Genomic DNA, 22,742 nt, shown 5'->3' on the forward strand with positions numbered 1-22,742 from the left:
CTGGGCCGCAGCCATTTACCGGCCGAATTGGCCAGCGTGGTCTGGACTGAAGTCGAGCATCAACCGATTTACTCCATTCTCGAGTCGATCACTGGCATGGCGGTCACCCGAGCCGATCTGGCGATCCGCGCGCAAGAAGCCGATAAACACCTGGCCAGTGCCTTGCACATCAAACGTGGCGCGGCACTGCTGGTCATGGAGCGCACCTCCTGGTTTGCCGACGGCCGCTGCTGCGACCGTACGACCTTCTACATCCGCCCGGAACGTTATGCCTTTGTCTTGAGTGGTGTCTTCAAGTCCAGACCCGCCAGCTGAATCAGTGCACCCGCAGGAATGCCCGCCTCAATCGCCAATTCAACCCGACGCATGGCGGTCAATGGGGTTTCCATCGCCGGTTTGATTCTCACCGTGCCGTGGGTTTCATTGGCCCGGGAGCTCAAGGTTTTTGAGAAAGCCTGCGACCAGCGCGTTGAACGCCTCGCCTTGATCATCGTGTACATAGTGACTGGCGCCTGCGACCTCCACCGTCTGGACGTACGGATTGCTGGCGCTCATCGCCTGCAGCATCGCGGGTGGCAGAAAGTCCGAGCGGCCGCCGCGAATGAACAGGGTCGGGCAATCCAGCGCGCGCACCGCCGGCCATAGGTCCGTCGGCTCGATACTCAGGCGCGCCTCGGCAATACCCTGCTGATCATGGCGCCAGGTGATCACGCCATCGCTCTCTTTCATCGAATGAGTGAGCCTTGATGCCAGGCCCTGTTCCGACAACCCAGGGCGCGAAGCCTGCCAGAATGTGCGGGCCGCCTCCCAGCTATCGAACTGCAAAGGCGTCTGGCTCATTTCGCGGCGAATACGCGCGGCGCCATCGCCCTGGATTGAGGAGCCGGGGCCGATGTCCTCGATCATCAAGCCAACCAATCGCCCCGGGTTTTGCCGCGCATATTCAAGGGCGTTGGCGCCCCCTAATGAGTGCCCCAGCAATACAAAACGCGACAAGCCAACATGGGCGACCAAGTCCTCGAGGTCCTCGACATACGACTGCGTGTGGTAGCTGCCGGGCGCGGCCCAGTCACTCAGTCCTCGACCGCGCTGGTCCAGGGCATAGACGCAGTAGCCTGCACCCAGAGATTGCACCAGCGATTCCCAGGTTTGGGCGTAGGCCCGCAAGCCATGTAATAGCACCAGGGGCACGCCGGTGGATTCACCCCAGCGCAAAAAGTGCAGGCGCAAGCCAGAACGGTTGGTAAAGAAACAGCTGTCAGAAGGCATCGTTTGGTTCCTTATATGCGTGGCTTCGACCGACCTAGAAACGATCGAACCGATAAGGGCTTGGATCAATGATCGGCGCATGACCGCTGACAAGATCCGCGGCGAGGTGACCTGCCGCCGGCGACGTGCCGAAGCCGTGCCCCGAGAAGCCGGTGGCCACGGTCAGCCCCGGAATCTGCGCGACCGGCCCAATGACCGGGTTGGAATCCGGCGTGACGTCAATAGTGCCTGCCCAGGCCTGGGCGATCCGCGCCTGTTCAAACACCGGCCAGGCCGCAATGAGGTTGTTCATCGCATCGTTATTGAGCCGCGGGTTGGCGGCCGGGTCCTGCACCCTGACGCGCTCGAACGGGCTGACACTGTCGGATTTCCAACGCCGGGCAAGCGCCAGGTCATTGAAAAAAGGCTTGCCCAACGACACGTTCAGAACGCTGCGTTGCGCACGGAACTGCGGCATGTATTGCTTGGCAAGCAACAGGTGGTCGAGGGTCAGGAAGGCATCCAGTTTGCCGCGCTGGGTAATGATGAAGCCGCCGTCCTTGTGCTTGCGAAACGAAAAATCCGGTGCGCCGACAGCAATTTCCGTCGGCCCCTCCATTGGGTGAGTACGTAGCACCGAGCAGGTCAAGGGCAAGGTCGGCAACGACACACCGAGGTTGCCCAGAAAACGCCGTGACCACATCCCCCCAGCCAGCAGCACATGATCACAGCGAATCTCACCTTGCTCGGTGACCACGCCACTGACCGTGCCGGCGGACATTTGCAGCGTCCGTACCGCGCACTGCTCGATAATCACCACACCCAGGGCCATGGCGGCCTTGGCGATAGCGCTGCTTGCCAGCGTCGGTTCGGCACGCGCATCGGACGGCGTGAAGATGCCACCGGCCCACTCACCCACGCCGCCCGGAACCAGCGCGTCAATCTCGCGCTTGCTGAGCAGCCGTGAATCCAGCGACAAATGCTCCACCGACTTGAGCCATCCCTCGTGCATCGCCATCTGCGATGGGCTGCGGCCCACGAACATGATGCCTTCCTGGCGATACCCGACATCCGCCCCTACCCGCTCAGGCATCTTTGCCCACAAGCGGTCCGCGGCGAGGGCCAGAGGGATATCGGCCGCGTGGCGGCTGGTCTTGCGTACCCAGCCCAGGTTGCGTGACGACTGCTCGCCGGCGATACGACCTTTTTCCAGCACCACCACCGCAATATTGCGTTCGGCCAATGTCAACGCTGCAGTCAGGCCGATAATCCCGCCGCCAATGATGACGACGGAGGTTGCGGAGGGAAACACGGTAGACGTTTTCACGGGCGCTATAGTGGGTGCCATGATCAAGACTCGGTAAACGAATGAGGTAGGCCACGCCTGCGCATGGCCGCGTGACAGTTACTGCGACAGTCGAATGACTTCAACTTGCGCCTTCGACGCGTTGCGATACGCCGTCACTTCCAGCTCCACCTTGTAGACCGTCGACCCCAAGGGCGGACAGGTGACGGTGCTGGCTGGATCAACGCCGCGAAACTTTTCGCCGATCAGGGCCATCACGGCAGGTACGTCCTTGGGGTCCTGGATGAACACCCGCGAACACACCACATCAGCCAGGCTCGCATCGACCGCCGCCAGGGCCGCCTCGATGTTGGCAAACACTTGATGCGTCTGCTCGAGGATACCTTCCGGAATCAGCTTGGTTTGTGGGTTGCGGCCTGCGGTGTTGGACACGTAGATCCAGTTGTCCACGACCACCAGGCGCGAATAGCTGGCCTGATCTTCAAACGGGGAACCGGTCTTGAGCTTGATGATTTTTGTCATGTGGAATGCCTCGTCAATATTAGTGATGGCTGGCTTAGCGCAGAACCGGGGTTTCCCACAGGTTCAAGGTGACGCCGATGCCTTTTTCGATGGCGTTGCGGTAAACCACCGTGCCCCAGGCCACGTCTTCCACGGGCATTCCGCCCACCGACATGATGATGATTTCTTCATCGTTCTTACGGCCTTGCGCGGCCCCGGCGATGATCTTGCCAATGTCCTCGACGTCTTCGAGCCGCATCTTGCCTTCGACAATCATGTCCATGAAGCGCACGCCAATCACCGGCACGCAGTGATGCGCAGGCTTGGGCAGTTCTTCAAACCAGGCTTGGTAGAGACCGGTGTTGTCCAGCACCTTGCGTACGTCGCGCTGTTCCATCCCGTCGTCAAGGGAGCAAGATGCAGGCATCGCGAGGAAGGCACCTGGCTTGACCCACTCGCGCTTCACAATTGGGTAGGTTGTGGGATCACCCACCTCACCGGAGCTACAATAAGTAACAAGGTCGGAGTCACGAACCACCGCTTCAAGTGTGTCGACCACTTCGATCGTGGTGACCTGCGGATAGGTTTCCTTGACCCAGGCGATAAAGTTATCGAGGCTCTTCTGGCCACGACCCTTGATCTTCAGTGTGTCGATATGCGGGCATACCGCGATGAATGCCGCCAGTGTGGTCTTGCCCATCACACCCGGGCCGAGCAGGCCGACGACTTTCGAGTCCTTGCGTGCCAGGTGGCGCGCGCCCACGCCGGGAATCGCACCGGTGCGGTACGCGGACAGCAGGTTGGCCGACATATGGGCCAGCGGTGCGCCGGTGTCGGGGTCGTTCAAGGTAAACATCAGAATCGAGCGCGGCAGGCCTTTTTCGCGGTTGGCGATATTGGAGCCGTACCATTTCACGCCTGCGGTGCAAAAGCTGCCGCCCAGGTAGGCAGGCATGGCCATCATGCGTCGGTCAGCCGTGGGCTTGGGCATGTTCGGGAAGGGTGAATCCTGCGGGAAGATCACCATCGCGCCATGGGAGTCATTGTTCGGACCGGCCATGCGATAGTCACCGGCATAGAGCAGGCCGAACATCTCCTCCATAGTGTTCACGCACGCCAGCATGTCAGTCACGCCCGCGCGGATCATGTCCTGCTCGGAGAGGTAGATGAAGTCGATTTTTGTATTTGTAGACATAGTTATTCTCGGGCTGAAGGTGATATCGCTGCGGTAGGCGCAGCTCCACGCTGTCGACCTCGAGTATCAGGGCGCGTTTTTCGGCGGTATTGTAAATTTCGGACATGCCCGATTGACCGGCGCGCAACAGTTGGCGTGATTAATGCGTGAAAACTTCCGTATCGCTGCTCATCGAAGGTGCAACCATGATCAAACAGTGCGCGCCGCCTCCCAGGCACCACACTGCGAACGAACAGCCCTGGTTCGTGCTCAACTCTTCACGGTATTCGGTCATGCCCTCCGAACACCCGGCGATCTCGCATTTCTATGCCTTCGATGTGGCTCAGTCAGCCAACCTGCTGGCCGTGCCGGACGGTTGCGTGGATATTGTTTTCGACTGTGATGCAACACGCCCTACCGCCCGGATCTGTGGCACGCCGCTGGCTGCCCAAGCGGTCGAGTTACACCAGAACCATCACTACTTCGGCGTGCGCTTTTCACCGGGCGTCATTCCCGGATTTATCAATGTGCTGGCCGAGGAATTGACCGAACGGGAACTCGACCTGCTGGAGGTCTCGGGGTTCGCCCAGCGCATCTTCGAAAATATCGTTCAAGCACCACTGCTGGGCGATCAGATGCGGCTGTTCAACGACTACCTCGCCCCCCGCCTGATGGGTAGAACGTCAGCACTCACGGCCATGGTCATTCAGCAGGCGCTGCGCCACCGCGGTGATATTCGTATTCAGCAACTGGAAGAGCTCAGCGGGTACACCAGTCGCACGCTGCACCGACAGTTCAGCCAGGACACCGGCATATCACCCAAGACCTTTTGCCGAATCATCCGCTGCCAGGCAGCTCTGGACACCCTCAATACCCAACACGATGTATCGTTTTCGGAGCTGGCCCTCGACCTGGGCTTTTCCGATCAATCGCACTTCCTGCGCGACTTCAAGAAACTGGTCAGTACAACGCCTTGCGACTATCAACGCCAAATGACCCAGAACGCCTACACCGACCGGATCAACTACGCCTGACCCTCCCTTTCAAAAACAAACGCGCGCCTTCATCCCCCCTGGGTAACTCCCTGTGTTTCGAATACGGCAAGGCATATCCAGCGAGCCGAGTTGCCAGCTTCGCGCAGCGAAACCAACAATTCACGAGCGCTTGAATATCAGCCTGGAAAAGGAAATCGGGTGGGAGGACAGCGTCAGCCGCACATGAGGTCTTTAGCGCATAGCCCTGAGCGTTTCAGACGGTGACTCGCCGAACAATTGCCGGTAATGCGCGGCAAAGTGGCTCAGATGAAAAAAGCCCATCGCCATCGCGATCTCACTGATGTTGTGAGTGCAGGCAGAGGTTGTGATCAAGCGGCGTCGCACCGCGTTGAGGCGTAGATTGCGCAGGTATTCGACCGGACGCATTCCGGTCACTGCCTGAAAACTGTTCTGCAGGGTCCGGCGACTCACCCGCAGGTGCTCGCACAGGTCGAGAATGCTCAGTGGTGTATCACCACTGGCATCGATCAGCTCTTGGCAACGCTTCACCAGGTAAGCACTCACGGCGAAATTACCGCGACGACAACGTACCTCATCGGTGGCGTGGCTGAACAAATCGAGGAACGCGCCGAGCAGTTCTTCCTCCAGCATCTTCTCGGCGGTTGAGTTGATAGCGTCCGTCTGTTCCAAAAGGTGATGAAACAGCGGGTGGATACGCTGACGTATTCGCAACAGTAACGCGTCATCCACGCTGAGTTGGGACGTGGTCTTCAGGCGCTTGAGCTGATCGTCAGACAATTCGAAGGCCGCCAGTTTGGCGAAGCGTACCGCGTCGATATTGAGCGCAAAGAAGTGCATGCCTTCAGGGGCGTGCAACACAAACTCCTCGCCGTCACGCAACAGTACCACGCTGTGAGTGCCCACCTGTTGCCCCTGCACCACCGGCGCGCAGCCTAACGACATGGCTGCGCACAGCCGACCTTTGGGCGCATAGCCGCGCTGTACCACGCGTTTGTCCAGCACTTCCTGGAAGATTTGAAAGCGGTCAGAGGACAACTGCCGCAGCTCACTGGTCAGGCAGCCACGGCCGAGTTGGTCATACACTTGTCGCCAGCCCTGGATGGAGCCAGCGTGTTGTTGAGGGTCATTGAAGGTTCGAACTTCAGCAAGCATGGTCGTCGTTCCTCGGTGGCCCCGTTTGTTTATCGGCCTGAAAGGGACTCAGTCATCCGTGACGGCAGCTATCGTTCACACCGGGGCGGCGTCCGCCGTGAAAACCAAAGCCAGTTCCATGCCAAGCATGTGCAGGCAGTACGTGGCGGGCTGGATATTCATCGGCGGCAACAACGCTCCGGACAACACGACCTGCCCAGCCTCCACAGGTTGACCGTCGGCCAACAGACGCCGAATCAGCCAGCACAGATTGGCCAGCGGGCTGTCCTCCCGATCACGCGTATCACCGTTACCGCAGAGCACGCCGTCGCACTCCAGGCGATACGCTAGTTTGACGTGGTGTACAGGATCGAACGGGATACGCGGTCCGAGACAATAAAGCCCCGCCGCCGCGTTGTCGGCAAGAAAGGCGCCCACTCCGAAATCCCAGCCCTGCCAACGGCAGTCGGCGATCTCGAACGCGGGCGCTACGTCGCCGATGGCGGCCAGAATATCCTCGTCACGGTAATCCCCCGGCGCCAGGGTACGCCCCAATACAAACGCCAATTCGATCTCCAGCTTGGGCTGGATCAATCGCGAGAACGCCACCGCCGTACCCGGCTCGACGATCATGCTATCCATCAGGCCGCCATACACCGGCTCGTCAAGGCCAAAGCGTTTTTGCGCGGCGCTGCCGGCGAAGGCGACCTTCCACCCGCTCAGTCGCTCGCCTGCGGCTTGTTGGTGATCCAGCGCCTGGCGTTGCAGCGCATAACCCGCAAGCCGATCTATCGCCTCGGGGGCCAGTGGCGCAATGGCTTGCACCGTGCGCGTTGCCTGATGTAGCCGGTTAAGTAGCGCGTTGCCGCTGTTCATGACAGTTGCTCCGCCAGTTTGCGCAGCACACCTTCAAGCCTCTCTGGTGTGGTAATGGCGGCGACAAACCGGTCAGGACGCACCACCACGATGCAGTCACGCACCCTGGAGAACCATTCACCCAGGCGATTATCCACGTCCTCCACGCTGATGGCGTCCAAGGCCGTCAACGGCTGGCCACGTCCGATGCCGCTGCGCGAACGATTGACCTGAATAAAACGCGTGTCCCAGCGCGCCCAATAAGCGGCCATTTCCTCGCTGAGTTGCTCGCGCGGGTTCACCCGATAACCCAGCACCGCATAGGAATTGCCAAGCACTTCGTCCAGGCGACGACGCTGCCCCTGGGCGTCTTCGATATGCGGCTGTACAAACAGCTGGCCGACCAGGTCGTCCTCGCGCAACTCGGCCCGCTCGTGATAGACCAAGCCCTTGGTGATGGTGGCCTTGGGTTTGAATTTGAACTCCAGCAGGTGCGAGCGCAGGTTGTCGACACTGTTCACCGCTTGGAACAGCCAGTCGCGCACGCCGGCCATCAGCGGGTTGGTCATTCCCAGTACCGCGCCCATGTTGTCGGCCAGGGCTACCAGCTCGGTGGCATGCCCACGGCGCTCCTGGTCGTAGCTGGCGAGGATCGAGTGCGAGGCACGGCCCTGGACGATCGCCGCCAGTTTCCAGGCCACGTTGGCCACGTCCCTCAGCCCGGAATTGAGGCCCTGCCCGGCCCAGGGTGGAGAAATATGCGCGGCATCACCCACCAGCGCCACACGCCCTTCGACAAACCGCACCGCGACCCGGGAGTGGTGGGTATAGGCTCGGATGCGGATGATGTTCAACTGATCGACCGCGTTGCCGATATGCCCACGGATCAAGTCGCGAATGGTGCTTTCCTCACACATCCTCGCTTCATCTTCGCCCTCCAGGAGCATGAATTCCCAGCGGCGTTGCTGGTACGGCAGATAGATGCACACGAAGGGCCGCTCCGGGTCGGCATGCAGTGCGGTGTAGGGTGCATCGAGGGTGTCATTGGCCGTATCGACCACCACCCATTTGCGCGCATGTGTCAGCCCCGACAGCTCGATACCGAGCTTTTTACGCACCGTGGAGCGTCCGCCATCGGCGCCGATGACATAGTCAGCCCGCAGTTGATAAATCTCGCCTTGAGCATCGCGCACCTGCAATGTCACGCCCTGCCCGTCCTGCTCGAGTTCGAGCATTTCGTGGCCTTGGCGCAACACAACGCTGGCACGCTGTCCCAGGGTTTCGCGCAACGTGCCTTCCAGCAACTGCTGCATGAAAATATTACGCATTGGCCAGCCGTAATGTGCGGTACTCGGCTTGACCTCGGCGAAGCACACACCGCGTGCATTGTAATAGCGCAGCGGTACATCACAGATCATGTCGCGTACAGCGAGATCGGCGATGCCGATCCCCTGCAGCACGCGCAGTGCTTCATCATCCATGCCCACCGCGCGCGGGTAAGGCAGTACGCCGTCGGCAAGCTCAAGGACGACGCAGTCGATACCGTACATCCCCATATAGTGTGCGGCCGTGATCCCGTTAGGGCCGCCGCCGACAATGACAACTTGGGTCTTCTCCTGCTTCATCGCTATTCACCGCTTTCTTGTTGTGTTTTTAATCCGACGCCGCTAAAGCCATGCGCCTGAAATCAGTGCAGCCCATCAATACCTTTGACGTCTGCCGCCTGCAGACCGCCCAGCCGCGCATGCAAGCGCCCGCGCGTGGCGAAGGCCCAGATCACGATTACCTCATCCGGCGCGGGGCCGTCGCCAAACATCAGGGACATGCTGTCGTAATGGGAGCGTACATACAGTGCATCCTTGTGGGCCAACGGCACATCGATGGTTGAACCCGGGGCGCCCCGTTTGCCGGTGGACGGCACCCAGGATTTGCCCCCGCCCAGCGCCAGGCGCACCGGATCGGCAGCCGGGTTGGTCAGGAACGCATTGCCGTGTTCGTATTCGCCCTGGCTGCCCACCATGCAAGCTTTACCGTAGCTGACAATATCCCGCGAGCCGGCCAGCGCCTGAATGCGACGACCGAACTCTTCGCCCAGCAGCGGCGACGGTTCTACCAGCTCTGTCAGCGACTCGCTGTAGCGACCGGCATAGGGGTTGGCGATCACGGCGGCGACGGCATATTTGAACAGCGGCTCGCCATCGGCTAACTGGCCACTTTCGTTGGCCAGGGTTTCTTCGACAAAGCTGTACCACTTGCGGATGTGATACGAAGCAAAATTCGCGGTTTTCATCTGGGTGGCCTCAAAGCGGGTCTAGTGGGTCTAGTGGGTCTAGATTGAAATGTCGGCTTGGCGCGCCAGCGGCCTTGAACCGGGCCTTGCCGCGCGCATCGTCGTGTTCGGTCTCAAGGAAAAATTCCATGCGATTACCGTCAGGGTCGTTGAAATACACACCATGGCCGATTTCGTGATCGGTGATCTTCACCACCTCGACGCCCTTGCCCAGCAACATGCCGTAGAGCTGGCGCAAGGTGGTCATGTCCCCGGCGATTTCCAATCCATAGTGTTGCAACCCCAACCCGCCCTGATGGGCGCCGGGCTCTGCACGAAGCAAGGCGATGTCGTGATGTTTGGTGCCAAACGCCATCATGACCCAGCTTTCGCCCCGGGCACTTTCATGCATGCCCAGGATGTCGGCGTACCAGCGTGCCGACACATCAGGATCACTTACCGAGAGCGATAAGTGAGTACGAAGGATTTCGACTTTCATCGCGTGATACCTCAGCTTTTTTTGACCACGGATTGATGCCCTGCCTTGATCTGCGCCACTGCGGGGGTCCAGAGCACGTCAGCGATCTCACTGAATTCGCGCCACTGTTTCTGCCAGCCATCACCGCCATTCCCGGAGGTGAACAAGTGCCCGTACTTGGTTCCCGCAACGATCTGTCGCGGATTTTCCGGGTTGAAGGCAATGGCCCAGACGCAGGAATTGGGTTGTTGCGGCAGGGGCAGCACTTCCCAGCTGAGCGCAGCATCACGGGACACCAGGATCTTGCTGGTGGTACCGGGCGTGCCATCGGAAATACTCAGGTACAGGTCGCTTTGCGTGCCCAACGGCGCGTTCATGGCGCGCATGTAGTACAGGCCGAACGCTTCTCGACCGATAATGCCAGTCCAGGTCAGCCCCTCATCCAGGCTGCGGTAGACGGCGTTGACGCAGACCACCACGATGACTTTCTGACCATGATTGGGCAGTACCAGAATGTTGTGGACATCCGAGTTGTAGTCCCACAGCAGCCGATCATCGACGCGCGTCCAGCTGTCGCCACCGTCACGGGAGTGGAATAACCCACCCTCTTCAAGACCGAACCATAGCTGGTTGCGGTCGGTCGGGTCATAGGTGAAAGCCAGCAGCCGTGGGCGGCTGACTCCGTCGCAGAACTCCGGAATCTCCACCGGCGCACGGTCCCAACTGAGACCACCGTCCAGGGTCCGCCACAGTACGGCGCGCGAAGGTGCACCGGTGCCGACGAAGATCCGTTGCGCGTCCTGCGGATCGACGGCGACTTTCCAGACCGTCTGCCCGTTGAACGGCGAATCGACCCGCTGCCAATGGCCGCCGGTGTCGCGGCTGACACACAAACCTACGTCCGTGCCGGCGTAGATCACCTCAGGCTCGCCGGGGTGCACGCTCAAGGATCGAGTGATCGCGTCGAACTCCAGATCCTGGCCCAGGCCCAGGCGATGCCAGGTCCGACCCTCGTCGGCGCTGCGGATCACCGCCTGCCCTACCGTGGCCACTAACAGGGTTCCGTTACTCATCGCTGGTGCTCCTCAGATGTAGATACCGCGGGTCAAACCGCCGTCGATGCCGATGGATTCTCCGGTCACCGCGCCAGCCTTCGGCGACGCCAGGAAACCAATCAGCCAGCCCATTTCAATCGGTGCCAGGGTGCGGCGAATCGGCGTCGCGTCGATGTAGGCCTGCTCAACCTGTTCCGAAGTCTTGCCTTGCTTGACCGCTTCGCGTTCGTACAGCTCCTGGATGTGCGGGGTATCCACCACGCCGGGATGGATCAGGTTGACCGTGATGCCCGAAGGGCCCAACTGGTCGGAGAGGGTTTTGGTCATGTGGGCGATCGCCAGGTTGCGCATCCCCGAGAGGACTTTGCTGCTGCGCCCGGTGAGGCCGCCGATGTTGATGATGCGACCGAAACCGCCGGCCTTCATGTGCGGGGTCACTGCCTTGGCGCAACGGAAGTAGCCGATCACCTTGGTGTTGAGATCCGACAGCAACTCGTCGTCGCCGGCATGTTCGATGTCATTGCGCACCACGCCGGACGGCGCTGCGGCACCGTTGACCAGGATGTCGATGCGGCCGAAGTGTTTGTGCGCGGCTTCGACCATGTCAGACACGGCCGACATCTGATTGGTGTCGCAGTACAGCGGCAGCACTTCGTTGCCGGTCTGAGCCGTGATCTCTTCGGCAGCCTGTTGGAGAAACTCCATGCGGCGTGCGCAGATCACCACCTTGCAGCCCTCTTCGGACAGAAAACGTGCGACTTCCTTGCCGATACCCATACCGCCGCCGGTGACGATGGCCACGCGGCCTTTCAATTCCAGATCCATAGCATTTCCTCTTGTGATTATTCGGTTCAGGCGAGATCGACGAAGACGCTCTTGGTCTCGGTGTAGGCATCGATCACGTTTTTACCCATTTCCCGGCCCCAGCCAGATTGCTTGTACCCGCCGAACGGCGAAGCCGCGTCGACCACGTTCCAGCAGTTGATCCACACCGAGCCCGCCTTGAGCTGCGCTGCCACGCGATGCGCCGAGCGCAGGTCGCGGGTCCACAGGCCTGCTGCGAGGCCATAAGGCGAATCGTTGGCGCGCAGCACCAGGTCGTCGATTTCGGTCCAGCTCATGACGGTCAGCACCGGACCGAAGATCTCTTCACGGGCGACACAGGCACGTTCGGCGCGATCAAGGAACACGCTGGGCGCAATGAAGTGGCCGCGCTCCAGGTGGGGGGGACGGCCGCCACCGCAGATCAGTTCGGCACCCTCCTCCTGACCACGTTGCAGGTAGCCTTTGACCGTGCTCAATTGGCGGCCCGACACGAGTGGGCCCATGCTGGTAGCCGGGTCCAAACCATTACCGAGCACGTGGGCGGTGGCATGCCGCTCAAGTTCTTCGAGCACCTGATCGAGCACACTGGCGTGTACGTATAAACGTGAGGCAGCCGTGCACACCTGGCCCTGGTTGTAGAAGATGCCATCGGCGGCACCTTTGGCGGCGCGCACGATATCGGCGTCTGGCAAGATGATGTTCGGCGACTTGCCGCCCAATTCCAGCGAGACCTTTTTCATGTTGCTGGTGGCCGCCTGAGCGATCAGCCGACCGACCTGGGTCGAGCCGGTAAAGGCAATTTTGTCCACGTCGGGATGCTGCGCCAGCGGCGCGCCAGTTTCAGCGCCAAGGCCGGTGATCAGGTTGACCACCCCCGGTGGAAACCCGGCGGCCTCGATCAACTGCACCAGTCGAATCGCAACCAGCGGCGTTTGCTCGGCGGGCTTGAGCACCGCGACACAACCTGTCGCCAGCGCCGGGCCAAGCTTCCACACGCACATGTTCAACGGGAAGTTCCACGGTACGATCAGCGCGCACACACCCACCGGTTCACGCAAGGTGTAGTTGAGCATCGGCGCACCGCTGGCCGGCGATACAGGCAACGTGCTGCCTTCGATCTTGGTCGGCCAGCCGGCGAAGTAGCGAATGATGGTCGCCGCACTGGCCGCTTCACCTCGAGCGGCCGAGATGGGCTTGCCGTTCTCCAGCGTGATCAACTGCGCCAGCTCCTCGCGGTGCTGATCCAACAGGTCCGCCAGTCGAAACAGCAGCAGACCGCGCTGGGCGGGAGACTGCAGCGCCCAGGCGCCGTTGAACGCTGCGCGGGCTGCCGCAACGGCCGCATCTACGTCACTCGCGTCACCTTGGGCCACTTCCGTCAGGGTTTCTTCAGTTGCCGGGTTTTCCACGGCAAACCGTCGGCCAGCGGCGGCGTCCTGCCAACTGCCACCGATAAACAGGCGGCCAGGCTGGGACAGAAAATGTTGCACAGCAGGTAGCACTTCGAACTGTTTCATCATCGACTCCTTCACAGCGCCATTTCGATCAGGCAAGGACCACCGTCGGCATTGGCATTGGCCAGCGCCTGTTGCAGTTCGGCATTGGTGTGCACCGTGCAGGCCGGCACACCGTAGCCCTTGGCCAGAGCCTTCCAGTCAATCCGCGGGCTATCGAGCACCGTCAGGCGCAGGGCTTCGGGCCCCATTTCAGTCATGCCGAAGCGGCGCAGTTCGTTCTGCAAAATGGCGTAGCGATGGTTGGCGGCAATCAGGATCACCACCGGCACCTGCTCACGGGCGATGCTCCACAGGGTTTGGATGGTGTACTGGGCACTGCCGTCGGATTGCAGGCAGAACACGCGATTGCCCCGCTCCGCCAAGGCGGCGCCGAACCCCACCGGAATGCCCTGGCCGATCGCGCCACCGGTATTGGTCAACACCCGGTGCCGCGCGGCGCTAGCAGAGGCGGTGAAAAACGGATAGCCACAAGTGCCGCCTTCCACGGAGACAATGCTGTCGTCCGGCAGCGATGCGGCTAAAACCTGGCCGATGGACTGAGGTGTGAGCTCGGCATGGCCTGGCGGCAGTTCGATGCCCATCGGTGTCGGCACGTAGGCCGGTGCATTGAGGGCATCGGCCAGCGCCGTCAGCGCGCCGGCTACATCGTCACCGACATCGGCCAGCGTCAGCAGACGCTCACGCTCGGCGAGGCGCGACGGGATGCCTTCGTAGCCAAAATAACTGATGGGCTCCGGCACCCCGGCACACACGACCTGGTCGTACTGTTCAAGGATTTCAATGGCCACTTCCGGGAAGTACGGCAGGCGATCCAGATCCGGCAAACCACCACCACGGTAGCTGAGCCGTGGAAAGGTCTCGGCAAACAGGCGCACGCCAGGCAGTTGGGCCAGGCGCCCCGCTGCTTCCAGACCCGCAACCGACAACCCCTCATCCCCGACAATAAACACCAGGCGCTGCCCGTCACGCAGTGCCTGTGCCACCGTCTCGACCCGGTCACCGGCAAACCGGCGAATCGGCGCCCGCATCGGAGCGAACACGCCGTTGTGCGTCACTGCGCTGGCTTGCAGGTCCATGGGCAGAATCAGGCTGGCGATCTGCCCTTTGGCCTGCCAGGCCGACCGCACCGCTTCCTGCAAATCTTCGCCGATACCCGACGCTGTGCGCGAGGTGCGCACCCAACCGGAGACAGTCCCGGCCAAGGCCTGGATGTCACTGGCCAGCGGCGGATCGTAGTTGACATGCCATGACGCGTGATCACCGATCACGTTGACGATAGGGGTATTGGCACGACGTGCGTTGTGCAGGTTGGCGATGCCATTGGCAAACCCGGGGCCCAGGTGCGTCAGGGTCATCGCCGGCTTGCCGGCAATCCGGCCATACCCATCCGCCGCCCCCGTGCACACCCCTTCGAACAACGACAACACCGGCTTCAGTGCTGGTGCGCTGGCCATGGCCGCCACCAATGGAATTTCGGTGGTTCCGGGGTTGGCGAAGCAGTATTCGATACCGCTTGCCGCTGCCGCATTCACTATCAGTTGCGCACCATTCATTTTCAGCCCTCTTGCTTGAGCATTTGCAGTGATGAGATTTATCACACACAAATACTCAACCAACAAGCATTAAATTCGTATTTGTCTCGTTTTGTGAGATTTATGCTATTTTATTTGCACCAGAAAGACTGCCGAGATTGCGTTTTTCTCTCACTGAGGTAGTGTTGCGCCAGCGCTTGGCGCTTCTGCGGGATGTCTGGTCTACGCCGGAACGAAGCACGCGCCCTCCCCCCGTCTTTAGGAACAAAATGAGTAGCCTGAGCAAATTGCTGAGTGTCCTGGACCTGTTCGGTCCACAGACATTGAAAATCGACCCCGACACCATTGCCGAGCGCATGGGCCTGTCACGTGCGACCGTGTACCGCTACGTCAAGGATTTGTGCGACGCCGGCCTGCTGACCCGCGTGGACGCCGGCAGTTATGGCTTGGGACCGCGAGTCATCGAACTGGACTGGATGATGCGTCAGTACGACCCTATCCTCGTTGCCGGGCGCGAGTTGATGCACGAGCTGTCCGCGCAAACCGGCCTGGCCGTGTTTGCGAGCGTCTTTTATGACGGTCGCATCATCAACACCTACATCGCCGAACCCACCGACACCTACCACTTTGCGTTCGGGCGCGGGCAACCGCTGCCGTTCTTTCGCGGCGCGCAATCCAAGGTGTTGATCGCCTTTCAGAAAGGTCGCCGTTTGCAACGCTTGTTCGACGAGCATATGGCCAACGACCCGGACTGCCCTTATGACTGGTCAAGCTTCTCCAAGGCCGCGAAAAAGATTCGCAAGGACGGTTACTGCCTCACCCATGATGAACTCAACCTGGGCTTGACCGGCATCGCCGCGCCGATCATCCAGACGGACATCGACGAAGTGGTTGGCAGCCTGTCCGCCGTCGGCAGCACGCAGAGCTTCAAGCTGCTGCGCCAGGAAACCGTGATCGAAATGGTCATGGATACCACTCGGCGCATCGCCGAAAACATGCGTAATCAGTCGAACACCACCACGCCCTAGCCTATGGACAAGCCGCCGGTCCCTTACCGGGGACGCGGCGGATGTGCGGTCAGAACGGAACAGCCACCGTCAATTGGCTGTACAGGTTGGTGCCATTGCCGCCGACTTGATTGCCACCCGTGGTTGAGTCCTGATCGGGTTTGTAGAGGCCAATCAGCGGGGTAATGATCAAGTGCGGGTTGGCTGCCCATTCGGCGTAGATATCCAGCTCACGGGCATTGAGGTTCAGCGCGTTGTTTTTACGCACCGTATCGAAATCGAAATACAGCGCGCCCAAGGTCAGGTTTTCCAGCGGAGTGGCCTTCAGACCGACGTGCTGAATGCTGGTATTGCTGTTGAACGGCCCGGCGTAGTTTCCGGCGACTTCGCCCTGGAACCAGGTGCCGTAGCCCATGCTCAAGCCAGTGAACAGCGGATCCCATTTCTGTGAATAGCGGGTATAGCGATAGGTCACCTTGGGCGCCCAGGCGGTATCGGCGAAGGTGTAGCCCGCTTCGCCGTACCAGGCTTTCTCAGGCCCGGCGTCCTTGTCCTGCCAGGCGTATTCGAACGCCAGGCTGACGTTCTCGATGCCCGCATCGCCTTCACCGCGAACGCTGTAGACGTTCATGCCTTTGCGCTGGCGTTGAAAGTCGGTGGCCCATTGATCGCTCACGTCGATGCCGTGTACCCAGGTCAATCCGATCGTACCCGGCTGGGTGGTGTAATCCAGCGTGCCGGCGGCCAGTTCGGTTTCGGCCTGGACGCGGTTGTCGGATTTGAGCCACACCAGACTGCCGTGCAGGCCATCTTGCCCACCCAGGCGCAACAGCGCGGTTTGATCGAACGCATGCCGTGCAGCCAGGTAATAAGCGCCCCCACGGTTCATAGTGCCATTGGCCGGACCCTCGCCCGGGTTCAGTCCGTCATCGTTGATCAGGAACCCTCGGCCCAGCTTGACCACCTGGCGCCCGCCGGAAATATCAACCCCGTCCTTGCCTAACGCAGGGAACAGGTCGCCGGAGCGCCAGCCCAGGTAGGCGTCTTCGATCTTTGTTGTGCGCTCGGTTCCCAGGGAATTGCCGCCTGGGTCGCCGTCGCCCCAGGTGGCGGAACTGACCAGGGCGAATGCCCCATATGCAGTGCCATTGCCCGCCAGGGACTGGTCGCCACTCAAGCCGTATTTGATAAAGCCTTCGCGCCAGGTAGATCCACCGGGTGTGCCGTCGTAGTTCTTGCGACTGTTGAACTGGCCGAACACGGCGGTCATGTCTGCGTTGAGGTGACGGCCCTCATCACTGTACAACTCATAGGCCTGGGCCTGATTGATGGCGCATAGCACCAATGTGCACACAAGCGTGCTACCAAACACGGGATGGCGTGATGGATTGCGCATGGCTCAAGCTCCTTGTGGTGCGCCTTTAAAAGGGCGGACAAACAGCAGTTGCTGGCCAGTGAACTCCAGCAGCCCCTCAAGGCCGAACTCGACGCCAAACCCGGACATCTTGCTGCCGCCAAACGGTGTGTTCGGCTGAATCTGCGCGTGGCAATTGACCCAGGCAACGCCGCTTTCCAGGCGGCTGGCCAGTGCCTGGGCCCGCTCGACATCCGGCCCCCAGACCGATCCGCCCAGCCCCATGTCGCCGGCATTGGCGCGCCGCAGTACATCCTCGACATCCCGGTACGCGATCAAGGGCAACACGGGACCGAACTGTTCTTCGTCGACCAGGCGCTGGCCATCTGTCACGTCCGCGACCAGGGTCGGCGGATAAAAGAAACCGGGGCGATCCAGACGCGCGCCGCCGCACAGCACGCGTGCGCCTTGTGCCCGCGCGTCAGCGACCAGCGCGTCGACAAGCTCCAATTGCTCAAGGTTTTGCACCGGTCCAAAGGTGACGCCAGCTTCCAGGCCATCGCCCACCACTTGGCGCGTCGCAATCAGGGTCAGCGCATCAGCGAAGGCCTGGTACTGCGATTCATGGATATACAGACGCTTGAGGGCCGCGCAGGTCTGGCCCATGTTGAGAAACGCCGCCTGGAAAATCTCCTCGACCACCGCCTCAACCGGCGTACCGGGCAGAACGATTGCCGCGTCGTTACCACCCAGCTCCAGCGTCAGGCGCTTGAGATTGTTGGCGGCGCCGCGCATGACGCTTTGTCCGGTGGCGGTCGAGCCGGTGAACACAATCTTCTGAATGCCGGTGTGCGAAGTGATTGCGCTGCCGAAACCTTGCTCACCCGTCAGGCAATTGATCACGCCGTGAGGCACATGGCGGGCGATGATCTCCACCAGGCGCAAGGTGCTCAGCGGGGTCAGGCTCGACGGTTTGCTGATCACACAGTTACCGGCTCGCAGCGCCGGCATGATGTGCCAGACGGCGATCATGAATGGCCAGTTCCACGGCGTGATCGACGCCACCACACCCAAAGGCTTGCGATGCAACTCGATCCGCTGGGTGGGGGTTTCCTCCACCAGCTCCACGGCAATCTCCTGCCCGGCCGCATAGCGGGTCCAGGCGGCGGACCCCATGACTTCGGAAAACGCCAGTTCCAGTGGTTTACCTTGTTCCAGCACAATCAGTCGGGCCAGTGACTCTGCCTCCCGCTCGATATCCGCCGCAACCGCCAACAGGCGCTCGCAACGGTCTGCGTGGGTGCTGTGCCGCCAGCTTTTGAACGCCGCTTGTGCAGCGTCGACCGCCTGGTCGAGTTGCGCCAGCGAGCCGGCGGGGCATTGGGCGAATGCAGCACCGGTGGCCGGGTTGATCACATCAAACTGGCCCTGTTCACCGGCGACCTGAACGCCATTGATGAGCATCTTGTAGTTGTGCATTTGAAACCTTCCTTTCACACACTGACGAGCCATGCCGGGCAACGGCAGGCTGGAATTGTCTGGTTAGTCGAGCTGTAACGAGTGCGGCCTTAAAGCTTGTGGCTGCCCAAGGCAAGAAACCGTTGCGGGGAGATCTTTCGCAAGCGCGCGGCGAGCATGACGCCGATGATCAGGGCCGCGGGAATGATGGCGCAGAGTCCGTAGGACAATAGCTGGCTGGCCCCGGTCAACACGTCGAAATGCACCACCGCCAGCCCCAGCACGAGCACCAATGCCAGGGAGGAGAAAACAGGCAGGATGCGCCCGCGCCATATCCCGACGTTAAGCTCGGGATGACGCTGAAAGTAGACGCAGACCGCTACCGACGTCAGCGCCATCAGTAAAATGACGCAGAGGGTGGCGAGGTTGGAGAACCAGGCGAACAGTTGCAAGATCGGGTCCGCATCCAATGCAGCGAAAATCAGTACCACCACAGCAGCAATCAGGCTCTGCAACACCGAACCCATATGGGGGCTCTGATGCACGCGGTGAGTGGTGCCCAACAGACTGTGCAACAGGCCATCACGGCCGATCGCGTAAAAATAACGCGCGGCGGCGTTATGAAAGGCCAGGAGGCCGGCATAGATACTCACCATGAACAGCACCCGGATAATCTGAGTCAGCCAGGGGCCGACAAAGTGATCGGACATGCCGTAGATAAACGTCGTGGGATCCTGCAAGGCCTGCAGCATCGGCACGATCTTGTCCGCACCCACGCCCACCACCATTGACCATACCGACAGCGCGTAGAACCCACCGATCAGCAACACCGAACTGTAGGTGGCAATCGGGATAGTACGTTGCGGGTTCTTGGCCTCTTCGCCGTAAATAGTCGTCGCCTCAAAGCCGATGAATGCCGCAAAACAGAACAGCAGGCCGATGGACGGGGTACCGCCGAGCACATGGGTGCGGTCGAACGCATCAAGGTTGATGCCGCTGTCGCCGCCGGATTTGAGGATGGCAAAATCCAGGATCAGGATCGCCAGGTACTCGGCGATTACCACCACCGACAGCACCCGCGCAGAAAGGTCGATCTTGCGATAGCCCAGAATCGCAATGCTCGCCATCGCCATCAGCGAGTAGGACCACCACGGCAACACCAGCCCAAATACACTTTCCATGGTGCCACTGACGACCCCACCGAACATGCCATACAACCCGACCTGAAGAATGTTATAGGCAAACATCGCCAACACCCCGGCCGCGCCGCCTGCCAGGCCACCCAAACCACGTGAGGTGAACGCATAAAAACCGCCGGCATTGGTCAGGTGCCGGGACATGGTGGTGTAACCCACCGAGAACGCGAGCAGCACCAGCAACGCCAGGATCAGCAACGCCGGCGTGCCGGCGCCATTGCCCAGCATGATGCCAATCGGGAAGCCACCGGCGATCACACTTAAAGGACTCGCCGCCGACACCACAAAGAAGATGATGAACCCGACGCCCAGGGCGCCACGCTTGAGCTCCGTGGAGCTGTTGATCGAGATAGGTACACTCATGTTGTTGACCTTATTGTATGAGGCAGTCGCTGTTGGGGTGGCCCGATTGAATTCCATCGGCACCAATTAGCGTTTTGTTTTAGTTGCGCGCTGAACTCGATCCTATGCCCGCCCCTGAACCGCTCGCTATCCCAAATCGGTAGCATCCGAGGCGCCGCCCCAAAACAGGTCGATGCGGCACCCGCAATCCGGCAGTCCTTGCCGATTCGGGATAACCGGCTGGCCGTTCCCTCCCGCATGCTAGCGTCACCCGCTCTATACCCAGATGCCGGCACCGATAATAAAAGCGAGGGCCTGGTCCACAGCCCATCGCAGCCAAGCCCTCTGCAGGAAGTCCCAGTCATGCGTTTAGCTCATCTCACTATCCAATGGCGGATCACACTCCTGAGCGGACTGTGCCTGCTGGCTGTCGTCGGCGCGCTGGTAGGCACCTCGGTGTACCAGAACCAACAAAGTGCAAAATTGCTGAAGGAGCAGAGCAGTCACCTGCTCGGGCAAGCCGCCGTGGAGCGCTTGCAAGCCCAGGCCGCTGCCCATGGCCAACAGGTCGAACGCTTTTTCAACGAAACGGCGCTGTATAGCGAAGGGTTCGCGCAACAGGTTCTGCAACTGCGCGATCAAACGCTCAATGGACGCCTCACGGCTGGGCAATTGCGCGAAGCGCTGATCAGCGTGACCCGTCAGACACTGCTCAACCGCGAAAAAGTGCTCGGCCTGTACGTCATCCTTCTGCCTGACGCGTTGGCGGGCGCAGACGCTAATTTCGTCGGGCAACGTGCACTGGCGAGCAACGAAAAAGGTCGTTTTGCGCTGTATTGGTCACAGAGCCAGCCGGGACAATTGGTCCAGGATGTGCTCACCGAGGCGCAAATCTTCACCAACACAGCGCCCCCCGGCAGCGAACCGACAAACGTCTGGTACACCTGCCCTCAAGCTCAAAGGCGCACTTGCGTGGTGGAGCCCTACACCAGTGAGGTGGAAGGCCAGAAAGTCCTGATGAGCAGCATTTCTGTCCCTCTGATCGCCAACGGCAAGATCCTCGGCGTGGTCGGCATGGACATTGGCCTCGACACGCTGCAAAAGCTGGCTGCCGACCTCGGCCAGGACCTGTATCAAGGCAACAGCGAAGTGGCCATTGTGTCGGCCTCCGGCCAGGTGGCAGGACGCAGCGGCGAAGTCTCCGGGACCACCCTCGATATACGCCAGGCTCTGCAACCCGTGGCAGGCAATCCACTCTGGCAACTGGAGATCAAGGTTCCCCAAGCCCTGGTGCAGGCACCCGCCCGGCAAATGCAAAGCGAACTGGACGACAAAAGCCGCCAGGCCAACTGGCTCAACCTTTGCCTGGGGGTATTGGCCAGTTGCCTCGGCATGTTGCTGATCTGGCTGGCCGCCTACGGGGTGACACGCCCGCTGCTGAAGGTGGCAGGCCTGCTTGATGCCATCGTCGATGGCGATGGTGACCTTACCCAACGCCTGCCCGCCGGACGACGCGACGAATTGGGCCAATTAGCCAATGGGTTCAACCGTTTTCTGGACAAGTTGCAGCCAATTATTCGCGACATTCAAACCGCCTCCCTGGATACCCGCAACAGCGCCAATACCTCGTCGGGGATTGCCCGGGAAGTCAGCGCAGGGATGCAACGCCAGTACCGCGAAGTGGAGCTGGCCGCGACCGCGCTGCACGAAATGAGTGCCAGTGCCCAGCAAGTGGCGCGCCATTCCCACGGTGCCGCCGACGCAGCGACAGCCGCCGAAAGCGCGAGCCGATCAGGTCAAGCGGTGTTCTCCATCGCCGAAAGCAGCATCGAAAGCCTCGATCAGCGTCTGGACACCACCCTTAAGCAAGTGCATGCCCTCGCCGATAGCAGCACCCAGATCGGCCAGGTGCTGGACGTCATCAGCACCATCGCGCAGCAGACCAACTTGCTGGCGTTGAATGCGGCCATCGAAGCGGCCAGAGCGGGCGAACAGGGGCGCGGCTTCGCGGTGGTAGCCGATGAAGTCAGGCACCTGGCCAGCAACACCCAGAGCTCGGTCGAACAGGTCCGCACGGTGATAGAAATGTTGCAGCAGTTGAGCCAGGAGGTGGTGCACAGTACCCAGCTGAGCCGCGAGCAAGCCGGCAACAGCGTGATCCAGGTGCAACAGACCCGTGCGGCGCTGGAGAATATTTCCCAGGCCGTGGATGTGATCGAGCAGATGAATCAGCAGATCGCCAGCGCAGCCCTGGAGCAAAGCACGGTCGTGGAAGATATCAACCATCGGGTCAGTGGCATTCGCAGCATCAGCGAAACACTGACCAAACGGATGAGCGATGCCTCAACGGCCAGTGACTCACTCCATGAAATGGCCAACCATCAACAGCATCTTGTCGGCCATTTTCGAGTGTAAAGGGGCACGGCAGGCTACCTGCCGGTGCTGACGTCTTGACTGAGTGACAGTTGCCGGCTTTCG

The 22,742-nt window shown here is 60.7% G+C and carries 20 protein-coding genes and 2 pseudogenes; 5 read left to right on the forward strand and 17 right to left on the reverse strand.

Translation table 11 applies throughout. From position 1 onward, the window contains the following. A partial coding sequence (locus F475_RS19625; RefSeq protein ID WP_146602941.1) for a UTRA domain-containing protein occupies positions 1-315 on the forward strand: 315 nt, incomplete at its 5' end. On the opposite strand, the pseudogene F475_RS31145 reads toward F475_RS19625, so the two are convergent. The 5 genes and pseudogenes from F475_RS31145 to F475_RS19645 all read right to left on the reverse strand — a co-directional run. After that, positions 303-410, reverse strand: a pseudogene (locus F475_RS31145) (aldehyde dehydrogenase family protein); the annotation flags it as partial. The gene F475_RS19625 and the pseudogene F475_RS31145 sit on opposite strands and share 13 nt — an antisense overlap. Positions 411-420: 10 nt before the next feature. Next, on the reverse strand, positions 421-1,269 hold the full coding sequence (locus F475_RS19630; protein ID WP_111454528.1) for an alpha/beta fold hydrolase: 849 nt from the start codon (positions 1,267-1,269) through the stop codon (positions 421-423). Between the two features lie 34 nt (positions 1,270-1,303). Continuing rightward, a complete protein-coding gene (locus F475_RS19635) occupies positions 1,304-2,596 on the reverse strand; it encodes an FAD-binding oxidoreductase (protein ID WP_111454529.1) in 1,293 nt (430 codons plus the stop codon). A 57-nt stretch (positions 2,597-2,653) separates the two neighbouring features. After that, positions 2,654-3,076 carry a RidA family protein gene (locus F475_RS19640; protein ID WP_111454530.1) on the reverse strand — a complete coding sequence of 141 codons (423 nt, stop codon included), beginning with the start codon at positions 3,074-3,076 and terminating at the stop codon, positions 2,654-2,656. A gap of 34 nt (positions 3,077-3,110) precedes the next feature. After that, positions 3,111-4,250 carry a tyramine oxidase subunit B gene (locus F475_RS19645; protein WP_111454531.1) on the reverse strand — a complete coding sequence of 380 codons (1,140 nt, stop codon included), beginning with the start codon at positions 4,248-4,250 and terminating at the stop codon, positions 3,111-3,113. Positions 4,251-4,435: 185 nt separating this feature from the next. Between F475_RS19645 and F475_RS19650 the strand changes: the two genes are divergently transcribed. Continuing rightward, entirely contained in the window at positions 4,436-5,263 is an 828-nt protein-coding gene (locus F475_RS19650) for a helix-turn-helix domain-containing protein (RefSeq protein WP_111454532.1), read from the forward strand. Between the two features lie 192 nt (positions 5,264-5,455). On the opposite strand, the gene F475_RS19655 is transcribed toward F475_RS19650, so the two are convergent. The 9 genes from F475_RS19655 to F475_RS19695 all read right to left on the reverse strand — a co-directional run bounded on the left by F475_RS19655 (position 5,456) and on the right by F475_RS19695 (position 14,928). Further along, the gene (locus F475_RS19655; RefSeq protein WP_018927862.1) at positions 5,456-6,397 is read right to left on the reverse strand and encodes a helix-turn-helix domain-containing protein; all 942 of its coding nucleotides are present in this window, start codon (positions 6,395-6,397) and stop codon (positions 5,456-5,458) included. A 75-nt stretch (positions 6,398-6,472) separates the two neighbouring features. Next, on the reverse strand, positions 6,473-7,252 hold the full coding sequence (locus tag F475_RS19660; RefSeq protein WP_111454533.1) for a 2-keto-4-pentenoate hydratase: 780 nt from the start codon (positions 7,250-7,252) through the stop codon (positions 6,473-6,475). After that, positions 7,249-8,856: a bifunctional 3-(3-hydroxy-phenyl)propionate/3-hydroxycinnamic acid hydroxylase gene (locus F475_RS19665; RefSeq protein ID WP_111454534.1), complete on the reverse strand. Its 1,608-nt coding sequence runs from the start codon at positions 8,854-8,856 to the stop codon at positions 7,249-7,251. The genes F475_RS19660 and F475_RS19665 overlap by 4 nt, the downstream gene beginning before the upstream one ends. A gap of 62 nt (positions 8,857-8,918) precedes the next feature. Next, on the reverse strand, positions 8,919-9,521 hold the full coding sequence (locus F475_RS19670; RefSeq protein ID WP_018927859.1) for an amino acid synthesis family protein: 603 nt from the start codon (positions 9,519-9,521) through the stop codon (positions 8,919-8,921). Between the two features lie 10 nt (positions 9,522-9,531). Then, on the reverse strand, positions 9,532-9,999 hold the full coding sequence (locus tag F475_RS19675; protein ID WP_064617305.1) for a VOC family protein: 468 nt from the start codon (positions 9,997-9,999) through the stop codon (positions 9,532-9,534). Between the two features lie 11 nt (positions 10,000-10,010). Further along, entirely contained in the window at positions 10,011-11,051 is a 1,041-nt protein-coding gene (locus F475_RS19680) for a YCF48-related protein (RefSeq protein WP_111454535.1), read from the reverse strand. A gap of 12 nt (positions 11,052-11,063) precedes the next feature. Further along, positions 11,064-11,858 carry an SDR family NAD(P)-dependent oxidoreductase gene (locus F475_RS19685; RefSeq protein WP_019578593.1) on the reverse strand — a complete coding sequence of 265 codons (795 nt, stop codon included), beginning with the start codon at positions 11,856-11,858 and terminating at the stop codon, positions 11,064-11,066. Between the two features lie 26 nt (positions 11,859-11,884). After that, positions 11,885-13,375, reverse strand: coding sequence for an aldehyde dehydrogenase family protein (locus tag F475_RS19690; RefSeq protein ID WP_111454536.1), 1,491 nt, complete (start codon positions 13,373-13,375; stop codon positions 11,885-11,887). Positions 13,376-13,386: 11 nt separating this feature from the next. Beyond that, entirely contained in the window at positions 13,387-14,928 is a 1,542-nt protein-coding gene (locus tag F475_RS19695; RefSeq protein ID WP_111454537.1) for an acetolactate synthase large subunit, read from the reverse strand. A gap of 248 nt (positions 14,929-15,176) precedes the next feature. On the opposite strand from F475_RS19695, the gene F475_RS19700 reads away from it, so the two are divergent. After that, positions 15,177-15,935: an IclR family transcriptional regulator gene (locus tag F475_RS19700; RefSeq protein WP_018927853.1), complete on the forward strand. Its 759-nt coding sequence runs from the start codon at positions 15,177-15,179 to the stop codon at positions 15,933-15,935. Between the two features lie 49 nt (positions 15,936-15,984). Here the strand turns inward: F475_RS19700 and F475_RS19705 are convergent, their stop codons facing one another. The 3 genes from F475_RS19705 to F475_RS19715 form a co-directional block, all read right to left on the reverse strand. Further along, the gene (locus F475_RS19705) at positions 15,985-17,310 is read right to left on the reverse strand and encodes a hypothetical protein (RefSeq protein WP_177431119.1); all 1,326 of its coding nucleotides are present in this window, start codon (positions 17,308-17,310) and stop codon (positions 15,985-15,987) included. A 3-nt stretch (positions 17,311-17,313) separates the two neighbouring features. Continuing rightward, a complete protein-coding gene (locus tag F475_RS19710) occupies positions 17,314-18,747 on the reverse strand; it encodes an aldehyde dehydrogenase family protein (RefSeq protein ID WP_111454538.1) in 1,434 nt (477 codons plus the stop codon). Positions 18,748-18,836: 89 nt separating this feature from the next. Further along, positions 18,837-20,285, reverse strand: a complete 1,449-nt coding sequence (locus F475_RS19715) for an APC family permease (protein ID WP_018927850.1) — start codon at positions 20,283-20,285, stop codon at positions 18,837-18,839. A 342-nt stretch (positions 20,286-20,627) separates the two neighbouring features. On the opposite strand from F475_RS19715, the pseudogene F475_RS31150 reads away from it, so the two are divergent. Together F475_RS31150 and F475_RS31155 are read left to right on the forward strand one after the other, a co-directional pair. After that, a pseudogene (locus tag F475_RS31150) lies at positions 20,628-21,821 on the forward strand (HAMP domain-containing protein); the annotation flags it as partial. Between the two features lie 102 nt (positions 21,822-21,923). Continuing rightward, entirely contained in the window at positions 21,924-22,679 is a 756-nt protein-coding gene (locus F475_RS31155; RefSeq protein WP_371924372.1) for a methyl-accepting chemotaxis protein, read from the forward strand. Positions 22,680-22,742: the final 63 nt, after the last annotated feature.

Source organism: Pseudomonas sp. URMO17WK12:I6, from assembly GCF_003253625.1.
Taxonomy (GTDB): Bacteria; Pseudomonadota; Gammaproteobacteria; order Pseudomonadales; family Pseudomonadaceae; genus Aquipseudomonas.

Coding starts and splice junctions, on each gene's coding strand:
- F475_RS19695 (WP_111454537.1), bottom strand. CDS start 14,928: ATGAATGGTGCGCAACTGATAGTGAATGCGGCAGCGGCAAGCGGTATC.
- F475_RS19665 (WP_111454534.1), bottom strand. CDS start 8,856: ATGAAGCAGGAGAAGACCCAAGTTGTCATTGTCGGCGGCGGCCCTAAC.
- F475_RS19705 (WP_177431119.1), bottom strand. CDS start 17,310: ATGCGCAATCCATCACGCCATCCCGTGTTTGGTAGCACGCTTGTGTGC.
- F475_RS19640 (WP_111454530.1), bottom strand. CDS start 3,076: ATGACAAAAATCATCAAGCTCAAGACCGGTTCCCCGTTTGAAGATCAG.
- F475_RS19700 (WP_018927853.1), top strand. CDS start 15,177: ATGAGTAGCCTGAGCAAATTGCTGAGTGTCCTGGACCTGTTCGGTCCA.
- F475_RS19675 (WP_064617305.1), bottom strand. CDS start 9,999: ATGAAAGTCGAAATCCTTCGTACTCACTTATCGCTCTCGGTAAGTGAT.
- F475_RS19670 (WP_018927859.1), bottom strand. CDS start 9,521: ATGAAAACCGCGAATTTTGCTTCGTATCACATCCGCAAGTGGTACAGC.
- F475_RS19650 (WP_111454532.1), top strand. CDS start 4,436: ATGATCAAACAGTGCGCGCCGCCTCCCAGGCACCACACTGCGAACGAA.
- F475_RS19690 (WP_111454536.1), bottom strand. CDS start 13,375: ATGAAACAGTTCGAAGTGCTACCTGCTGTGCAACATTTTCTGTCCCAG.
- F475_RS19680 (WP_111454535.1), bottom strand. CDS start 11,051: ATGAGTAACGGAACCCTGTTAGTGGCCACGGTAGGGCAGGCGGTGATC.
- F475_RS31155 (WP_371924372.1), top strand. CDS start 21,924: ATGCAACGCCAGTACCGCGAAGTGGAGCTGGCCGCGACCGCGCTGCAC.
- F475_RS19715 (WP_018927850.1), bottom strand. CDS start 20,285: ATGAGTGTACCTATCTCGATCAACAGCTCCACGGAGCTCAAGCGTGGC.
- F475_RS19660 (WP_111454533.1), bottom strand. CDS start 7,252: ATGAACAGCGGCAACGCGCTACTTAACCGGCTACATCAGGCAACGCGC.
- F475_RS19655 (WP_018927862.1), bottom strand. CDS start 6,397: ATGCTTGCTGAAGTTCGAACCTTCAATGACCCTCAACAACACGCTGGC.
- F475_RS19635 (WP_111454529.1), bottom strand. CDS start 2,596: ATGGCACCCACTATAGCGCCCGTGAAAACGTCTACCGTGTTTCCCTCC.
- F475_RS19630 (WP_111454528.1), bottom strand. CDS start 1,269: ATGCCTTCTGACAGCTGTTTCTTTACCAACCGTTCTGGCTTGCGCCTG.
- F475_RS19645 (WP_111454531.1), bottom strand. CDS start 4,250: ATGTCTACAAATACAAAAATCGACTTCATCTACCTCTCCGAGCAGGAC.
- F475_RS19710 (WP_111454538.1), bottom strand. CDS start 18,747: ATGCACAACTACAAGATGCTCATCAATGGCGTTCAGGTCGCCGGTGAA.
- F475_RS19685 (WP_019578593.1), bottom strand. CDS start 11,858: ATGGATCTGGAATTGAAAGGCCGCGTGGCCATCGTCACCGGCGGCGGT.